This window comes from Chitinophaga sp. 9-1-y (genome assembly GCF_059511905.2).
In genome coordinates, this window is the sequence record NZ_CM197955.1 from 1,306,029 (window position 1) to 1,324,828 (window position 18,800).

Below are 18,800 nucleotides of genomic sequence, written 5' to 3' on the forward strand. Positions count from 1 at the left end.
TCCGGAATTTACAGGTTTAGAAATTTAATTTAAGCCCCATAGTAACGGTGCGATAAGCAGGGAAGGCGGTGTAATCCAATCCGGAAGAAAGGTTTGCATTGCTGCCGCTGCTGTTCAGGTTAGAGTTTACTTCTGGGTCTGTTCCTGTATATTTAGTAATGGTAAATAAGTTTTGTACGGAGCCATATACTTTGATGCCTGCGAGACTCTTCAAAAAGGTTTTAGCTACGGGGATATTATAACCAAGTGTAATCATTTTGCAACGGAGATAAGAAGCATTTTCTACGAAGCGGGAGTTCATCAACCCACCATAGGAAATTGCATATCCATCTCTGGGAATATCTGTGTTTTCGTTGGTGGTGGTCCATCTGTTCAGCGCTGCTTTACCAGGACCAGATTCCAGTACCAGGGCAGTCGCATTGTACAGGCTGTAGTCTAATGCGCCCTGCAGAAATATATTTAGTTCAAAACCTTTGTAGGTAAAGCTGTTGCTGATCCCATAAATATAGTGCGGATTGGCATGCCCGAGGTAAGTACGATCATTGGCATTGATAATACCATCCGGTTTTCCATCCGGTCCGCTGATATCTTTGAATTTAGGATCGCCAGGTTTTGAGTTAGGTTGTGCAGGATGCGCTTCACCGGTTTTTATCACACCATCGTACACATAGCCATAAAAAGTACTCAGTTCCTGGCCGGGTTCCAGTTTGGTAAAGTCCATACCACGACCACCATACAGGTTAGCCGTTTGGGTGATCACATATGGACGACCAGCCAGGTCTATTGCTTTCTGTTTGTTATAAGCAATATTTAAAGTAGTATTCCAGGTAAAAGCGTGGTTGATAATATTTTCTGTGGTGATGGCTAATTCCAATCCTTTATTTTCAATGGTGCCGGCATTTAGGGTTTGAGTGGCAAATCCATTCCAGTCGCCGATAGGTATATCGAACAACAACCTATTAGTTCTCTTCCGGTAGAAGTCGAGTGTAGCAGAAATGCGGTTGTTGAAGAAGCCCATATCCACGCCGACGTCCCATTGTGCCGTGTTTTCCCAGCCCAGGTTTTCATTGGACAGGCGGGTCATCACTGTGCCGCCGTAGCTGTCGCTACCTGTGCCTAATGATACATTGGTAGGTCCAAAGAGGGCCATGTAGATATAGTTGGCGTTTTCGCCCACACGGTCGTTACCGGTTTCACCGTACCCTGCTCTTACTTTCAGGTTGGAGAATACATTCAGGTTTTTGATGAAATCTTCCTCACCGGCTCTCCATGCAATAGATCCGGAGGGGAAATTTCCGAAGCGCGTGTTACCACCAAATTTGGAAGAGCCATCCCGGCGGAAAGTAAAGGTGGCCAGGTATTTATCTTTCAACGAGTAATTTAAGCGGCCGTAGGCGGAGGCGAGGGGGACAGGCACATCCAGGCTGATGCTGGACAGGCGTTCTGAACCAGCCTCCAGGTTATGATACAGGAATGCATCTGTACTGAATTTCTGTACTTGTGAATAGTGTCTGGAATACCTGTCTGTCTGATAAGAGACACCCGCTACGAGGTTGAAGGAATGTATCTGATTAAATACTTTTTTATAGGTAAAGTAAGCTTCTATCAGGTTACGGGTAAGTGCCAGGTCGTTCAGGCTGGCTTTACCACCTACTTTTTCACCGTCTACCAGGTCGCGGGGCAGGTAGGTACCTTCTTTTGTGGTGGTATATTCCGTACCGCCATTTACACGGAAATTAAATCCGTCGAGGATCTGGTAGTCGGCATATGCGTTGATGTTTACTTTGTTTTCATACCGGTCGTTGGTGGGTGCCAGTAACCAGGCCAGTGGATTATCTCTCCCCTTAAACCTGGCATAGGAGCCATCTGGATTATATGCAGGAATAGCGGGAGAGGCGGTTAATACGCCATACATCACGTTAGACGGTACGATGTTACCATCATAGGTTTTGAAGTTGGTGTAGGCACGTGATCCGTAAACATTGGCACCTATTTTAAAACGTTTGGAAAATTGCCGGTCATAGTTAAGACGTACAGAGTATCTTTCGAAAGAAGTGTTTTTCAAGGCACCGTCCTGTTTAAAGTAGCTGCCGGAGAGAGAAACGCGATCTTCCGGTGTACCACCACTTACGCTGATGTTATGACTTTGCACCACACCGGGACGGGTAGCCAGTTTGAACCAGTCGTTGTTCCGGCCGCTGGCCAGGTCTTCCGCTGTATAATAAGCAGGCTGTCCTTTTTCAATGGCTTTGGCATTGGTGACCTGCATGTTTTCCAGGCCATTCATTTTATCGTATTCCTTTACGATGCGTTGTGTACCATAATAGCCATCGTATTGGATCGCCGCTCTCCCGGATTTACCTCTTTTAGTAGTAATCATTACTACGCCATTGGCGCCACGGGCGCCATAAATAGCCGTAGAAGAGGCGTCTTTTAAGATCTGTATGTCATCAATATCATTCGGGTTGATATCTTTACCGGTTTCAGAAGGGAAACCATCTACCACGTATAAGGGTTCGTTGGTAGATTTGATGGAGTTACCACCACGGATACGAACGATGGTTTGTCCGCCGGGCGCTGCATTCGACTGGCTCACCTGTACACCCGCAGCGCGGCCCTGAATGGCTTGTGCCGCATTGGAGGTAACACCGCCGTTGTTCATCTGGTCGCTGCTGATAGAGCTGATAGAACCGGTGAGGTCTTTCTTTTTGGAAGTACCATAACCTACTACTACCACGTCTGTAAGATTGGATACATCTTCTTCCAGCACTACTTTATAAGCAGTGGTGCTGCCATCGAATTTTACAGACCAGGGCTTGAAGCCTACCATAGAGAATTCCAGCGTTTCTCCGGGATTGGCGGAGATGCTGAAGCTACCGTCTGCCTTACTCACTGTACCATGTTTGGTGCCTTTCACCGTGATGGTGGCGCCTGGCAGTGGTTGTCCTTTGGCGGTGGTTACCGTACCATGAATTTCTACCGGCGGTGGTGGTGTGGTGGCCGGTTGTACAGCAGGTTTGGTTTTAACGATGATGGCGCCGCCTTCAATGCTGTAGGAGAGCGGTTGATTACGCATGAAAATATTCAGCGCATCGTTGACGGTCATGTTTTTTACCTCGATGTTGGTTCTGCCGCTTTTTTCCAGTAGTGCTTCATCTGCGAGGATGTTGAGTCCGGTTTGTTTGTTGATTTCCCGGAAGACATCTTTGGCAGAGGCGTTTTTGAGCGACAGGTTCACAACCTGGTTTTGTGATTTCGCTGCCTGCACCTGCATCCCGGTGGCCAGGCAGAACAAAGTCAGTAGCTTACCAACTTTTAGATGTTTGGTGGAGCGCCGGTTACTATCATACCGGGTACAGGCATCAGTACTTAATTGCATACTTGTGCTGATTTTGATTTAGATAAATGGTTGCTTTCTTATGCTATCTTTCTTCAAAAAAAATATAATGGCTTAGTGCCTTTCATCGATTGCTGTCACTGCTCACTTGCTAATCGGTAATTGGTTATTCTTCTCCTTTGACAATCAGTTTTTTTCCGTTTATGCTATACGCTACATTGTTGGCATCTAATAGTTTTAATACATTCACGAGCGGGCTTCGGCGGCTGATCATACCAAAGAATTTCCTTGGTTTTACCGGACCTTCATATACAACTTCCAGGTCGTACCAGTGTGCAAATTGTTTTAATACGGTAGTCAGGTCAGCGCTTTCGAACCGGAAGTAGCCTTCTTTCCAGGCAACAATTTCGTCGGTATTAATACCGGTTACCCGTTTCTGGCTGCCGTTGTTGTTTACCTGTGATTGCTCACCGGGCGCCAGTTGCAGGCTGCCTTTATCGCTGTTGACTTTCACGGCGCCTTCCAGCAGGGTGGTATTGATAGTAGCCTCGTCATTGTAGGCGTTGATGTTAAAGTGGGTGCCCAGTACGTCTACCGTAATTTGTTTTACCTGTACGCGGAAGGGTCTGCGGGCATCGTGTGCAATTTCGAAATAGGCTTCGCCGGTCAGTGTTATTTTGCGCTCATCGCCGGCAAAGGTGGCGGGGAAACGGATGGATGAGGAGGCGTTGAGCCATATTTTGCTGCCATCGGCCAGTACCAGTGGGTAACTTTCGCCGGCAGCGGTAGTGAGTGTATTATAAAGAGAGGTGGCTGTTTGGCCGTTTGTTTTTTCGTATATCAGTTGTCCGTCTTTTGTCCGGATGTTGCTGTTGCCTTGTTGGGCGAGTTGCTGCATGCCTTTTTCGTCCAGAACAATTTTTTCTCCGTTAGCCAGGGTCAGTACTGCTTTGTGGCGTTCTGCTGTTGCTGGCACCGGGGCTGATATATGGGCTACCGGGGCGGCAGGTTGACGATCATTTCGTAGCAGGGAGGTAGCCGGAATGACAATAGCCAGCAGGATGGCTGCTGCTGCCGCCAGTTTAAGCATGCGGTATTTTCCCCGTTGTTGCACCGGTGCCACAGGAGTTGCCTGTATATGTTTTAAAAGCGCCTTCCTGACCCTATCGCCCGCATCGGAGGCCGGAGGTGCTGCATCTGGTGTTATCTGCCGGAACGCGGCCTGTAATTCATTTAGCAGGGTGCGGTTGGAAATATCCTGCCGCAGGTAGTCCATTAGCTCAAGGGCCTCCGTAGGCGTACAGGTCCGTTGTTGCCAACGGAGGAGTAATTCCTGGTAGTAAGCGTCGTTCTTTTCTCTGGACATATCTATACTATCCTGAAAACGACTGGTAGGGTGGGTGGGGATGAAAATATTTTTTTTGCTACGACCTGGTTATCATAAAACCAGATAGCAGGAAGATGGGAAGTAGCCCATCTGCGTTGGTATAGAAATAAAAGCGGATACTTTTCATGGCCATGACCATATGTTCTTTCACCGTATTCCGGGAAATGCCCAGTTCTATGGCTACTTCTTCATAACTCTTGCTTTCTTCCCGGCATAGCCTGAATACTTTTTGCCGCTGTGGAGGCAATTGACGGATGGCTTCCAGCAACAGCGCTTCATATTCCTTCCATATCAGGCTGGTGTCCGCATCATTGGTCTGCCGTTGTAATTCCTGCATTACCTGTAAGCGCAGGGCTTCATCGGCGGCAATCTTTTTTAATGATTTGAATACCTGGTTTCGGGTAATACGATACAGGTATCCACTGAAGGACAATTCCGGATTGATACGTTCCCTGATCTCCCAAATTTTTATAAATACCTCCTGTAGCGCGTCTTCAGCGAAAGCAGGGATATTAACAAAATGGAGTATGTAGGTGTAAAGTGAGGGGTAGTATTGGTTGTATAATGTAATATAAGCTGCTGCATCCCCTTGCTGCAGTTTCTTCAACAGAACCGCTTCTTCATTACCCACTGGCTTGGTATTTAAAGCTAAAATAAGCAATTGGCGATAAATTTTTCCGGAATTTTTGGGGATTGTCACGTAGGTTGTCTTTATCCAGGATTATACTGATTATACTGATTATATTTTTTTTGATTGATTATATTTTTAAAAGATATCATCTTAAAAAATATAATCAGTATAATCAGTCTAATCCTGGGTAAGACAAACTCCTCGTGGATATAATTTGATAGTTGCGGGGATTTACTATCTTCGCCGCTGTTCTTTACGTATTACCATCGAAGCAAGTAATGGTTCCCGCCGAAAGGCGGGATTAAAAGGGAACTGTGTGTAAATCACAGGCTGTCCCGCAACTGTAAGTTTTGAGCAGCTAATTAGTCTGCAACCGGTAAACAATATGCCACTGTTCCGCTCCGGAATGGGAAGGTGTTTACCGGCGAAACGAGCCAGGAGACCTGCCTTTATTTCACTTTGACGCTGCTTTCGCGGATTGAGGCAGGTCAGGTTTTGATTGTAGTAATTTTTAGAACAGGCATAATATGGCAGGCATCTTTGTGGAAAGAGCCGGCTATGGAGCTGCCTGTGAAAATAATTGCTGACAGTCTTCTCCTCTCTTATTCTCTCCCGTTAAAGCATTGCATAGTAGGTACAAGAGCGTGAACATCAAGTATCACCTTTTAAATCATTTGCAATGATTATCCACAACTTAGGCTATCCGAGGATAGGTAGCCGGCGTGAATTAAAAAAGGCCTGTGAAAGCTATTGGGCAGGCAACATTACGATTACTGCATTACAGGAAGTAGCCGCAGGCATCCGTTTACAAAACTGGGAGCTGCAAAAACAGGCGGGCATTGACTGGATTCCCTGCAACGATTTTTCTTATTACGACCAGGTACTGGATACTTCCCTGATGACCGGCGCTATTCCCGCCCGTTATCATACCCTTACCACCAAACAATTGTCTGAAACAGACTTGTTGTTTGCTATGGCCAGAGGGTATCAACGTGATGGAGACGATATCACCGCCATGGAAATGACCAAATGGTTTGATACCAATTACCATTATATTGTTCCGGAGTTCACTGCCGCACAGGAGTTTCAGCTGTTTTCCCGTAAAGTGGTGGATCAATTCCAGGAAGCAAAGCAAGCCGGATACGCAGTCAAACCAGTATTGCTGGGACCTGTTTCTTTTCTGTTATTGGGTAAAGAGAAAGAAGCCGGTTTTAACCGCTTGTCGCTGATAGATAAATTACTGCCGGTATACCTGGAAGTACTGCATGAACTTACCGCTGCCGGCGCCACCGTAGTACAACTGGATGAGCCCTGCTTATCGCTTAATTTGTCTGCAGAAGCGTTACAAGTCATCATCAGCACTTACACCAAGATACATGCAGCGTTCCCGCAATTGCATATTGTGCTGGCTTCTTATTTTGAATGCTACGGGGCACACCTGCCAACAGTACTGTCTTTGCCGGTACAAACGCTGCACCTGGACCTGGTACGCTGCCCGGCACAACTGGACGATGTATTGCAGACAGACATTGTAAACAGCACACTACAGCTATCACTGGGAGTAGTAGACGGCAGAAATGTGTGGAAGAATAATTACGCTGCCTCACTCACTTTTATACGGCGTGCCATCCATGCATTAGGAGAACACCGGGTAGCCATTGCGCCTTCCTGCTCCCTGCTGCACATACCTTGTGACCTGGATGACGAAACAGCTATTTCTCCCGAAATAAAAAACTGGATGGCCTTTGCCAAACAAAAGCTGCAGGAAATAAAAGAATTACGGGAGATTATACACGGCAATACGGCTTTATTAATCGCCAATGAGGAGGCGATCCGCCAACGTGCGGTTTCCGGGCTGATTCATCGTAAAGCAGTAAAACACCGGGTAGCAGCATTTACAGTAGCTGATGCCAGCCGGAAAAGTGCCTTCACCGTGCGCCAGGCGATACAACAGCAACAATTTGGCCTGCCATTGTTTCCCACCACTACCATTGGCTCTTTCCCGCAAACAGATGATATCCGGCAGTTAAGAGCCCGGCTGAAAAAAGGTGAGCTGACGGTAGCAGACTATGAAGCGGCCATTGAAAAAGCGACTATAGAAGTGATTCGCTGGCAGGAAGAAATTGGTCTCGATGTATTGGTACATGGCGAGTTTGAGCGCAATGATATGGTGGAATATTTTGGTGAGCAACTGGAAGGATTCCTGTTTACTAAAAATGGTTGGGTACAGAGTTATGGCAGCCGTTGTGTAAAACCACCGGTTATTTTCGGGGATGTAAGTCGCCCGGCAGACATGACGGTTCGCTGGAGCCGTTTTGCACAGGCACACACCAATAAACTGATGAAAGGAATGCTGACGGGGCCTGTTACCATTTTACAATGGTCTTTTGTACGGGATGATCAGCCCAGGTCTGCTACCGCCAACCAGATTGCCTGGGCGATACGGGATGAAGTGGTGGCACTGGAAGCAGCAGGTATTAAAGTGATACAGATCGATGAACCTGCCATCCGGGAAGGCCTGCCATTGCGCCGGGAAAACTGGGCGGCTTATCTTGAATGGGCCGTACAGGCGTTCCGTATTGCTGCCAGTGGTGTGAAAGATGAAACACAGATCCATACGCATATGTGCTACAGCGAATTCAATGATATCATTGAACATATCGCCGCGATGGATGCCGATGTGATCACGATTGAAACCTCGCGGTCGCAAATGGAATTACTGGAAGCATTTGCCGACTTTAAATACCCGAATGAAATAGGTCCCGGTGTATATGATATTCATTCTCCGCGGCAGCCATCTGCTACGGAAATGATTACGTTACTGGAAAAAGCGGTAGCAACGCTGCCTGCCAGGAACCTGTGGGTAAACCCCGACTGCGGATTAAAAACCCGTAAATGGCCGGAAACTAAAGTAGCTTTGACTAACATGGTGAAAGCCGCGGAGGTAATGAGAGAAAAGGCAGTATTGTAATCACTATAAAAAAGTACCACGATGACAATGGAAGAGAAGATTCTTCACTCAGAAACCAGGATATTCAAAGCAGTATTTCCCAGTACTACTAACCATTACGACACCCTTTTCGGTGGTACGGCCATGTCGCTCATGGACGAAGTGGCGTTCATCACGGCTACCCGTTTTGCCCGTAAAAAAATGGTGACGGTATCCTCTGGGCAGATTGATTTTACACGGCCCATTCCTGCCGGTACTATCGTGGAATTAATTGGCAAGGTAACGGAAGTGGGTAATACGAGCCTGAAGGTATTGGTGGAGCTGTATATAGAAGAGATGTACTCAGATAGCCGGGAGAAGGCTATTTCAGGCACTTTCAGCCTGGTGGCTATTGGAGATGATAAGCACCCGGTGCCCATCAACAGTTAAATGGAAAAAAAGAAATAGGCTGTATCAGGTGTGATACAGCCTATTGTTATTTGAGGGTAGGTTTATACATAGAAAATGGGGAATCGTTTATTTTAAGTTCAAATCTCTTACACCTAATACCTCTGTAGATATTTCTCCCAACCAGCCTGCTTCTGCGCGCTGACCAGTATGTACTTTAATAAAGTCAACGCCGGAGAGCTTCACCGGGTTACCATTTTTATCCACTGCCCAGTCGATTTTAATTTTTGCATCCGGGTCATCATTGCTCAGGTTATCTGAATAACCCCACGAGAAAGGAAGACTTACATAGTAAGGGGAACCTGGATCACTGGAAGTATTTTTAACATTGGCAGCAGAAAGTTTGGTGCCGGTGAAAGTGATGCTATCACCTTTCCACTGTGGATAGTAGGGCTGATCGTGGAACATGTTTCTCACAATAAATCCACTGTCGCCCTGGTTATCTTTCCATTTAATATAAGTGTTGTCGCTGGTATATGAATCATCCGGATCTGTTGTGCGGGTTTTATTTTCATTGGGTTTGTAGTAAGTGATCTGGTAGTTCTTAATAGTTTTGGAGCTATTGTATTCAGATCCCGCAATTTCAAACCATTCGTCGTCTGGTAAGCCGTTTTTGTTTTTGTCAACAGAAACAGAGATAACACCTGGTTCCGCAAAATTGGTAAAGGCATTGCCCAGTACAACGAAAGAATATTGTCCGGATACATTTTTGATGGTATGGTCGAAGCCCATCACTACGTAGCCACCGAAGCCGCCAAGGGAAATCATATTTTCCTTAGATATTGCATCCAGTGCGTAAGCGGCCATTTTTTTATCGTCGTCGCCTGTTTTCCACTCAGGTAGGGTATTGATGAATTGTCCGGGGGCAGGGAAGTATTCAAATACCTTGGTCACCTTGTTTAAGAAAGGGCCGGTTGGTTCAGGATCCGGGGGTGTTACTTCCTGATCTTTGCTTTTGGAGCAACTGGTGGCTATCATAGCCGTAATCATACCTGCGAGTAGAAATTTTCTTTTCATAATAGTTGATTAGTGTGATTATTTATTTGCTTTTACGAACACCATGTGGCCGGGGATATCTCCGGTAACGGTTGACCATTTCTTTTTCCCTGTTTTATCAAAGCAGTACAGGGTGCCGAAAGACACATAGTCTTTCGCGTCAGTTACAAAAAAGTCCCTGGTGGCTGGATTCACGATAATGCCATAGGGCATTCTGATCATTTTGTCGGTGCCATCTGTAATGAAGTTGGTGTTAAGAAGCGTTTCCGTTTTAACATTGATCATGTTATAGGTAACCGTCCATTTGCCCGTGTTATAACTGAATTCAGAGCCATATACATACGCCGTATCACCCATGATGCAGAGGTTGCTGGCGCCGATATTGAATGTTTTCTTTACTTCATCTTTTTGGGTGTCGATGACAAAAAGTTTTGATGGAATACTGCGATAGTCGCCGCGGGAGGTAACGTATAAGTCGCCATCACTATCGGCTTTCAGGCGGTCGAGGTTGATGGCCACATCAATTTTTTTCGTTTCGGTGAAGGTGAGTAAATCAATCACGGAAACGGTGCGGTCATAGTTAGGTACGCGATAGCCGCCGGAATTGGCTACATATAACTTGTTACCTACTACGGCCATTTCTTCTGGTTGATACCCTACAATTACTTTCCGGGTAATTTGCAGGGTGCTGGTATCTATTTCTGCCACAAAGCCAATGGGCGCGTCGCCATCTATTTTTACAGGACCCGCGTAAGAACTCACATAGGCTTTACCGTTAGCAAACGTGATATAGCGGCAGTTCAGGATATTAATTTGTCCGAGGCGTTTGGTGTCTGCTACGTTCATCACTTCTACCTTGTTGGACACATTGATCACGGCGTATAGTTTGCTGCCATAGATTTGTATATCGTTGCCCACATCTCCCAATTCCTTTACTACAGTGGGGTTTTTTGCCGCGTAAATATTTTTTGTATAAACGCCGTTGGTATAATCGAAGTAGTCGAGGGACGCTTTGTTGCTGCCCATATTGCCTTCGTTCAGCAGGTACATACCTACATAAGGTGCATTAGGTTCAGCAGGTGTTACCGGGGTGAGCGCCGGTGGTACAATGGTTTTTTCTTTCCTGCAGCTCGTGGCCATGCTGATCATGGCGGCTGCGAGTAATATATGTTTTATTGGTTTCATCATGACGAATCAGATTAAATGTTGACCGCTACAATGAAGCGGTAGTTTCTACCCGGCATAGGGTAGCTTTGTACCACTTCATAAAACTGGTTAGCCAGGTTATTTACCTGTGCAGTAACGTGAACGTGTATACGTTTATAGCTGAATTGTTTGCCAAAGGAAATATCGCTGGTATACCAGGCGGGTACGTAGTTTTCTGTTGCATTATCTTTGCCGTTATATCTTTCGCCGGTATAAATAAAGCTATAGTTAGCTTCCCAGGATTTATAATCGGCCCCCAGCAGCAAGGTGCCGCTATGGCGGGGAATGTAAATAATTTGTTGGCCGTAGTAACCATCTTTTGGATTCGTATAATCCAATGCCTGTTGGAAAGTATAGGTGCCTTTGGTATTCAATTGCAGCTGTTGTTTAATTAACCAGCTGCCGCTGATTTTAGCGTCGAGGCCCGTGATTTTTACTTTGCCCAGGTTCATCATTGTCCATACAAACTGGTTTTGTCCGGGTACGGCTACAATTTTATCCGTGACTTCGTTGTAATAGCCATCTACTTCTACGCCGGCGAGCAACAACCATTTATTGGTGAATGTTTTGTTCCAGGTGATGCCGGCGTCGTATTGTGTGGCAAACTCTGGTTTTAACAGGTGGTTGCCGATTTCGGTATAATAGAGGTCATTGAAAGTAGGCATGCGGAAAATGCGTTTGTAAAACCCACGCACTTTCAGGTCGGGTGTGGGTAAGGGCTGCCAGGAAAGAAATACCGCCGGGGTGAATTTTTGCTGATAAGGTGCTGCGGTGTTGACTTTTACCGTTTCATTCACCAGTGTTGCCAGCAGGCTGGCCTGTGCGCTAAACCGTTTGAAATTTACGGCAGATGCAGCGGCAACCAGGGTAGTATACCGGACCGGATAGCTGAAGCTGTCCAGGCTGGCGTTTAGTTTATTCCATTGAAAATCGCCGGAAAGGGAGAGGGTCCACCAGTTGGTGAGTGCATACTGCTGGGCCACGGAGAAATACATTTCGTATTGGTAGTAATGATTATTGGCCGGGAACTGAGCGGTATCCTGTGTTTTGTAATGCGTATAGTCGTAGGCGTATTTGCCATTGAGCAGTATGCTGTAACGGGGTGTAATTTCTTTGCGGAAGGAAGATTGCGCGAAGAAGCTCTGGTCCCGGAGCCGGTCTATGTGACCAAATACGTTATTGACAATAAAGCCGGGTAGCCCCCTGTTGGATTGATAGTAATATACTTTCGTGTTCCATTCGCCGCCTTTGACAGTACCATTGAGACCACCTTCTATTCTTACGGCGTTGATGTCGCTGTTTCTGCGGTAGTCGCTGGTATCATAGGCCAGGTGTTTGAGTGAGTCGTATGTTTTGTAGGTGTATTTATACCGGCCGGTGGCGTTGATCCATTCTGTGCTAAACGAAGCGGAGGTGTGCTCACTGATTTTTTGCTGCCAGAGCAGGGAGGGATTGAAGAGGCCGAAGGAGCCTGTTTTTATCGTTGTTCTTACATGCGTTTTTTCACCGGGGGCAAATTTGGGTTTGAGAGATGTCAGGTAAATGGAGCCTGCGGAGCCAAAGTCTTTGGCTGGTTGGAAGATGTTACTTTTTTGTCCGTTATACAGGGCAATTTCTTCCAGGTTGTCCAGTGAAAATTTACCCAGGTCTACCTGTCCGTTTTGTGCGTTGCCGAGCTCTATGCCGTCGTAGAATACGCCGGTGTGGTTGGAACCCATGCTGCGGATATCCACTGTTTTGAGGCCGCCGATGCCGCCATAGTCTTTGATTTGTACGCCGGAAAAAAAGCGGATAGCATCGGCCACAGAATGTGTGCCCAGCCTGCTGAGTTCTTTTTCCTGCATCTTTTGCCCCGGGCTTATTTCTTTGCCTGACCGGGTTGCGGTAACGGATACCTCTTTGAGATGTTGGGTGGTAGTGGTATCTGCCTGTTGTGCTTTAATGAAAGTGAATGGCCAGATGATAATTAGTATCACGCATAAACATCCCCTTATCAATGAACCCGTTTGTTCAGTGAATTGCATAATTTTTTTGTCTGTTAATATTCCATCAACAGCCTTCGACAGGAGAAAAAATAATTAGGAAAGCGGCAATGTACAGGTGTACTCTGTAGCTTGCTAGTATCCCTAAGCTTCATTCCACGAAAGCTCAAAAATGAGTGGTATGGCAGGTATTCTGACTTATCTCTGCTTCGGGCGACCTTCCCATTGAATGATCAACAGTGGTCATGAGTGATGTGCCTTTGCATTGTAGGAGACTTACAGCAGCGGGACTGTCCGGGATTTACACCTGGTTCCCTTTTAATTATTCACGGCCGGAGTGGACATGAATAAACCATAACGGGGCAAAAGTAGGCTATTATTCTGTTGATACAAAACAGAAAAGTAAACGGGGGAAATGGTTGGTCTTTGCAGGCAATGTTATTTAGCTGCGCTTTCTGCGCCACAATCATCCATTCGTCTGGTGTCTATGATGTACTGGATTTTCCATTTACCATCTAGTTGTACCAGTTGGAAGGAGTTGGCGCCGCAATGGTGAAATTGTTGTTTGAAGTAGAAGCGATAAGGAGTCCACACGGATGCCAGGGTACCATCAATGGAGATGTTGCCGAACTCGATACGTTCATCCGCTGCATTGGCAGGCAGTTTCCCGATGATGGCCGCAAATTCGTCCACGCTGGTGGTTTGTATGTCTTTGCTTTTGGTGGTGACGGACTGGAGCCGGGCATCCGGGGCGAAGCAGGCTTTGAGGGCAACGCTGTCGGCATTGCGCATGGCGGTAAACAGTTGAGTAACCGCTGCTTTCACAGCATCTGTTGGTGTTTGTGCAGATACGGTGAGGGCGGGGGTAATCAATAGGGCGAAGAGGTAAAACAGACGATGCATTTTTTTTATACTAAGATAACGAATTTGTACTGCGGATACATGGCAGTACAAATTCATTAATGATCCATTACCACAACAGGTGCTGCTGCTTTTTGCCTGGAGGAGGCCATCAGTAGGAGGGGGAGTGCTGCCAGGAATATGAGGCCTACCAGCAGGAAGGTGTCGCTGAAGCTGAGCAGGGTACTTTGGCGGGTCACGGTATAGTCCAGCAGTTTGAGTGCTTTGCCGTGGGCGTCTGTAACGGTGGCGCCTTTGTTCAGAAAGAAATGGGTGTATCCGTTGATACGGGCAATGACGGCGGGGTTGTCTGTATGCAGGTTACTCACGAGGTCGGAGCGATGTTGGGCGTTGCGGTTGGCAAGATAAGTATTGACCATGGCGATGCCGAAGGAACCACCGAGTTGTCGCATCATGTTATTGAGTGCCGCGCCTTGTGGGATGTCTGTTAGTGGTAGTGAGGATACGGCCAGGGTAGTGAGGGGGACGGTGACGAGGGCAAGTCCTACGCCGCGCCAGATCAGTGATACCGTGATATCCGCGGCAGTGGCGTTCTGGTTTAATTGCGACATCTGCCAACTGAAAAGAACAAATAGTCCCATGCCGGCTACTATGAGGAAGATAGGCGATACACCCCGTTGCAGTAGTCGCGCTGAAATGATAAGGCCGCCAATAGCCAGGCAGGCGCCGGGAAGCAGCAGCATCCCGGTTTGCAGGGGTGTGAAGTTAAGGAGCCGTTGTGCGAATACCGGTGTGAGAAATACGGAGCTGAATATGCCCATGCCCGATACAAAGGTGAGCAGGGCGGCAATGCTGAGGTTGCGGCTTTTAAGTACGCGGAGGTTCACTACGGGGTGCAGGATACGAAGTTCCCACCAGACAAAGAGGGTAATGCATAAAGTAGCGATGATGGTGAGCCAGGTGATATACGGGGCTTCAAACCAATCATCTGTTTCGCCGCGTTCCAGCACGGTTTGTAAAGCACTCACACCTATTGCCAGCAGTGCGATGCCTGTCCAGTCGATTTTGCTGGTGGTAGCGGTTTCGCGGGGTTCCTGCAATAATATATAGCAGATGGCGGCTACAGCTATACCAATTGGTATATTGATGTAGAAGATCCATGGCCATGCATAAAATTCTGTGATATAGCCACCAAGGGTAGGGCCTATAGTAGGGCCAATAAATACCCCTACGCCAAACAGGGCGCTGGCAACGTTGCGTTTTTCTTTGGGGAACAGTTCAAAGATGATCACCTGTGATACGGAGAGGAGGGCACCGCCGCCAATGCCTTGCAGGAAGCGGAATGCCACGAGTACCCATATATTGGTGGCTTGTCCGCACATCATGGAGAAGAAGGTAAAGGCAATGATAGAACCGATGTAATAATTACGTCTGCCCAGTTTGCCGGCGAGGAAGCCGGTGATGGGAATAATAATTACGTTGGCGATGGCGTAGGCGGTGATGACCCAGGAGGTGTCTTCCAGTGTGGCGCCCAGGTTACCGCTCATGTGCGATAGCGCTACATTTACAATAGAGGTGTCTATCAGCTCCATGATGGCTGCTGTGATGACCGCCAGTATTAATACTGTCCGTTTCATTGTATATAATTAATATACCGATCGGTATATTTGTGAAGAAAATTTTTGATTATAGTTCGTCGATGATTTTTTCGACAGATTGCATAATAGCTTTCCGGTAGTTCATTTTACCGGTTAGTTTGGCAATCATAATACATCCTTCAATGAGGGCAATCATGGTGAGGGCCGTTTGTTCTGCATGGGCATGTTTGCTGAACTCTCCCTGTTGTATGCCTTTTTCAATAATTCCGGTGATGGTATTTTTCCATCGCTGTATGGCATCTGCTGCTTTTTGCTTTAAGGCAGGGTGGGTGTCATCGGCTTCTGTAGCGGTGTTCAAAATAGGACAACCTCCTGCGGGGAACGGGTGTTTCAGGAAGTTTTCATATACATGTACGTACACCATCAGTTGGTCCCGGGCGCTGGTTTTTTTATCCATTTCCTGCCGGATAATGGCTCCTACTTTTTGTATGTTATGATCAAATGCTGCCAGGGCTACTTCGTCTTTATTCGCGAAATTGCCATAAATGCTTCCTTTTGTTAACCCGGTAGCATTGGTCATATCATTCAGAGAAGTGCCGGTATAGCCTTTTTCATTGAATACAGGCGCCGTCATTTCCACAATAAACTGTTTTGTTTTCTCTGCTTTGTTCATACACCATGTCCTTTACCGGAACAAAAATATACCATTTGGTATTAAAAATAGTATTTTTTTTAAGAAGATGGGAAAAGTGGAGCTTAAGGTTTGTCCACCGCCATCATCAGGAAAATGGGGCGCCGGGTTTCGTCCCGCATTTCGGGATATTGTGCGAGGATGTCCGGGGTGGGTTGTGGTTCTGAAATATGCCGGATACGGAAACCTGCATCCAGCAGGCTATTCAGCCAGGTAGCCACCGTGCGGTGATACTTTATTACATCTGTATCCAGGAACCGGGTCTTCCGTAAACCTTCTGCCTGGTAATGATCTACCGGCCAGTGGAGGCGCGCGCCGGCGGCATCGTAGTACCAGTCCTGCGCCGCGTTGCAGGTAAACACCGGGTGCTCTACCGACAGTACAAAAGTACCACCGGGCCGCAGGCAGTCGAATACCTTACGGCATACCTGGTCATAATTAGCTACATAATGCAACGCCAGGGAACTGATCACCACATCAAAAGACCCGGGGGTAAAGTCAATATCTTCTATGGCTTGTTGGAGGTAAGTAATAGCTGGATCCTGCGTGGTTTGCCGCGCCCGTTCCAGCATCTTCTCTGAAATATCTACACCCACTACTATGACGGCGCCCTGTTCGCGCACGTACCGGCAATGCCAGCCGAAGCCACATCCGAGATCCAGTACGCTGTTATCCTGTAGTCCGGGTAACATAGCACGGAAAGTTTGCCATTCTCCGGCAGCATTCAATCCATCTACAGAGCGGGCCATCTGGCTGTAACTCTGGAAGAAGGCAGGATCATCGTATTTGTTCTCTTTCATAACCTTACCTGGAAATATTAAGAATAAGAAAACACTAAAATTAAGAAAAAGCGACAAGTATAATGTAATATGCGGCCGCATGCCATCCATGTGCGACCGGGAGGCGAAGAAAATATTGTAAAAAGTTAACGGAGCATGCTTATATTGTGTAGACCAGAATTTTTATAAATCGCTATGGATGATTTGTTGCGCCGTATTCAGTACGAAGGTGACCAGTTGGCCTTCCGGGAATTTTACCTGGCACATGCGCCGCAGCTGCTCGACTTTGCATTTGTATACATAAAAAGCAAATTTATTGCGGAAGAAGTGGTGAACGATGTGTTCATGAACCTGTGGCGTACGCGGCAGCGCATTCATGAAATAGCGAATCTCCGCGTATACCTGTATGTAGGCGTGCGTAACGGCATCTCCAGTTATTTTAGTCGCAACAAAGATTGGCAGCACGTGGATATAGACACGGTGTCGGAAGTATCCCTGGAATTCACCACAGATCCCGAACAACAACTGATCACTGCCGAATTGCGCAAACGCATTGAAGGCGCGGTAGCCAGTCTCCCGCCCAAATGCCAGGTTATCTTTAAAATGATCAGGGAAGACGGACTTAAATACCGGGAGGTAGCGGAAATACTGAACCTCTCCATTAAAACAGTGGAGAATCAGCTAACCATTGCTATCCGGAAAATCAGCGCGGAAATATATCTTTGTACCGGTGAACAACGAAAAGCGGGTCATTTGTCCAAATTATAATCCTTTTTGGGGGTTTTTGCCGAAAATGGTGTCCTTGATACAGTAATTACATTAATGGAAGAAAGAATCGATTTACTATTAGCCAGGAAAATTTCAGGAGAGGCCACGGAAGCTGAGTTGCAGGAACTGCAACAATGGCTGAAAGACCATCCTGAAACCGGTTTTGTGATGGAGGTGGTTAATGCAACACAATCTGTACCCCCTGCCAATAGCCAGGAATGGGCCGGCAATAGCTGGGCCGCCCTGGAAGCTGCCATGAATACACCTGAAGCGGCGCCGGAAGAAACACCGCTTACCACCATCCCCCCAACGGGTAAAGTGATACGCTTTTTCCCCCGCTGGATGATCGCCGCCGCCGTTTTGGCCGCTGTAGTCACTGCCGCCACCTTTATATTCCGTCCGTCCAACATAAAAACAACGACTCCCAACCCGGAAAGCAATACCATCGTGATGCGCAAAGGTGCACGCTCCAGCGTACAATTGCCTGATGGTACCACCGTGTGGCTCAACAGCAGCAGCCGGCTTAGTTACAGTGACGGATTTGCACATGGTAAGCGGGAAGTATTTCTCCAGGGAGAAGCTTTCTTCACGGTCAGCCAGCATGAACAACAACCTTTTATTGTGCATGCCGGCAATATGACGGTACAGGTATTAGGAACCACTTTTAACCTGAAAGCCTATACGGAAGATCCGCAGCTGGAACTGGTACTCCTGTCTGGTAAAGTAGCCGTGGCTACTACCCGGCAACCACAACCCCTGCAACTGGATCCTGGTCAGAAAATAACGGCCTGGTCGGCCGCCGCCCCCGATAGCCTGCAACAACAACCCCTGACTGTTACCGCTTTCCGCCTGGATGTCAATGGCAACTCCTGTGATGAAACGGCCTGGATACACAACCAACTCATATTTAAGGACAAAACATTCGCCGCGCTGTCAAAAGAAATGGAACGCTGGTACAATGTGAATATTCATATACAGGACGCCTCCCTTGAAAAAGAGTTATTCAACGGCGCCTTTCAAAAAGAGAATGTGACAGAGGCCCTGAAAGCCCTGCAAATTGCAACACCATTTACGTTTTATCAATCAGGATCAGAAATATATATTAAGAAAGCAGGGTGATAATTATCCCAACCGCGTTCAGATATGAAGTCGCTTATAGTGATTTGC

The 18,800-nt window shown here is 47.0% G+C and carries 14 protein-coding genes and 2 riboswitches; of the genes, 4 read left to right on the top strand and 10 right to left on the bottom strand.

Going from position 1 to position 18,800, the window contains the following annotated elements:
- Positions 1-16 precede the first annotated feature (16 nt).
- The 3 genes from AC5ZC7_RS05245 to AC5ZC7_RS05255 all read right to left on the bottom strand — a co-directional run bounded on the left by AC5ZC7_RS05245 (position 17) and on the right by AC5ZC7_RS05255 (position 5,385).
- Positions 17-3,379: a SusC/RagA family TonB-linked outer membrane protein gene (locus AC5ZC7_RS05245; RefSeq protein ID WP_496160646.1), complete on the bottom strand. Its 3,363-nt coding sequence runs from the start codon at positions 3,377-3,379 to the stop codon at positions 17-19.
- A gap of 124 nt (positions 3,380-3,503) precedes the next feature.
- Complete coding sequence (locus AC5ZC7_RS05250; protein WP_496160645.1) at positions 3,504-4,703, bottom strand: FecR domain-containing protein; 1,200 nt, start codon at positions 4,701-4,703, stop codon at positions 3,504-3,506.
- A 58-nt stretch (positions 4,704-4,761) separates the two neighbouring features.
- Positions 4,762-5,385 carry an RNA polymerase sigma-70 factor gene (locus AC5ZC7_RS05255; protein WP_496160644.1) on the bottom strand — a complete coding sequence of 208 codons (624 nt, stop codon included), beginning with the start codon at positions 5,383-5,385 and terminating at the stop codon, positions 4,762-4,764.
- Between the two features lie 232 nt (positions 5,386-5,617).
- Positions 5,618-5,820: riboswitch (cobalamin riboswitch) on the top strand.
- A gap of 214 nt (positions 5,821-6,034) precedes the next feature.
- On the opposite strand from AC5ZC7_RS05255, the gene metE reads away from it, so the two are divergent.
- On the top strand, positions 6,035-8,326 hold the full coding sequence (gene metE / locus AC5ZC7_RS05260; RefSeq protein ID WP_496160643.1) for a 5-methyltetrahydropteroyltriglutamate--homocysteine S-methyltransferase: 2,292 nt from the start codon (positions 6,035-6,037) through the stop codon (positions 8,324-8,326).
- Positions 8,327-8,353: 27 nt separating this feature from the next.
- The gene (locus AC5ZC7_RS05265) at positions 8,354-8,734 is read left to right on the top strand and encodes a hotdog domain-containing protein (protein ID WP_496160642.1); all 381 of its coding nucleotides are present in this window, start codon (positions 8,354-8,356) and stop codon (positions 8,732-8,734) included.
- An 87-nt stretch (positions 8,735-8,821) separates the two neighbouring features.
- Here AC5ZC7_RS05265 and AC5ZC7_RS05270 read toward each other — a convergent pair whose 3' ends face one another.
- The 7 genes from AC5ZC7_RS05270 to AC5ZC7_RS05300 all read right to left on the bottom strand — a co-directional run bounded on the left by AC5ZC7_RS05270 (position 8,822) and on the right by AC5ZC7_RS05300 (position 16,886).
- A complete protein-coding gene (locus AC5ZC7_RS05270) occupies positions 8,822-9,769 on the bottom strand; it encodes a hypothetical protein (protein ID WP_496160641.1) in 948 nt (315 codons plus the stop codon).
- Positions 9,770-9,787: 18 nt separating this feature from the next.
- On the bottom strand, positions 9,788-10,936 hold the full coding sequence (locus AC5ZC7_RS05275; RefSeq protein ID WP_496160640.1) for a YncE family protein: 1,149 nt from the start codon (positions 10,934-10,936) through the stop codon (positions 9,788-9,790).
- Positions 10,937-10,947: 11 nt separating this feature from the next.
- A complete protein-coding gene (locus AC5ZC7_RS05280) occupies positions 10,948-12,930 on the bottom strand; it encodes a TonB-dependent receptor (RefSeq protein ID WP_511911401.1) in 1,983 nt (660 codons plus the stop codon).
- Positions 12,931-13,102: 172 nt separating this feature from the next.
- A riboswitch (cobalamin riboswitch) is annotated at positions 13,103-13,308 on the bottom strand.
- Positions 13,309-13,374: 66 nt separating this feature from the next.
- Positions 13,375-13,839, bottom strand: coding sequence for a nuclear transport factor 2 family protein (locus tag AC5ZC7_RS05285; RefSeq protein ID WP_496160638.1), 465 nt, complete (start codon positions 13,837-13,839; stop codon positions 13,375-13,377).
- A 56-nt stretch (positions 13,840-13,895) separates the two neighbouring features.
- Entirely contained in the window at positions 13,896-15,434 is a 1,539-nt protein-coding gene (locus AC5ZC7_RS05290) for a DHA2 family efflux MFS transporter permease subunit (RefSeq protein ID WP_496160637.1), read from the bottom strand.
- 49 nt (positions 15,435-15,483) lie between these two features.
- Positions 15,484-16,068 (bottom strand): TetR family transcriptional regulator C-terminal domain-containing protein, encoded by a 585-nt coding sequence (locus tag AC5ZC7_RS05295; protein WP_496160636.1) that lies wholly within the window; start codon positions 16,066-16,068, stop codon positions 15,484-15,486.
- A gap of 83 nt (positions 16,069-16,151) precedes the next feature.
- Positions 16,152-16,886, bottom strand: coding sequence for a methyltransferase domain-containing protein (locus AC5ZC7_RS05300; RefSeq protein ID WP_496160635.1), 735 nt, complete (start codon positions 16,884-16,886; stop codon positions 16,152-16,154).
- A gap of 174 nt (positions 16,887-17,060) precedes the next feature.
- Between AC5ZC7_RS05300 and AC5ZC7_RS05305 the strand changes: the two genes are divergently transcribed.
- Together AC5ZC7_RS05305 and AC5ZC7_RS05310 are read left to right on the top strand one after the other, a co-directional pair.
- Positions 17,061-17,633: an RNA polymerase sigma-70 factor gene (locus AC5ZC7_RS05305; RefSeq protein ID WP_496160634.1), complete on the top strand. Its 573-nt coding sequence runs from the start codon at positions 17,061-17,063 to the stop codon at positions 17,631-17,633.
- 54 nt (positions 17,634-17,687) lie between these two features.
- Positions 17,688-18,752 carry a FecR domain-containing protein gene (locus AC5ZC7_RS05310; protein ID WP_496160633.1) on the top strand — a complete coding sequence of 355 codons (1,065 nt, stop codon included), beginning with the start codon at positions 17,688-17,690 and terminating at the stop codon, positions 18,750-18,752.
- Positions 18,753-18,800: the final 48 nt, after the last annotated feature.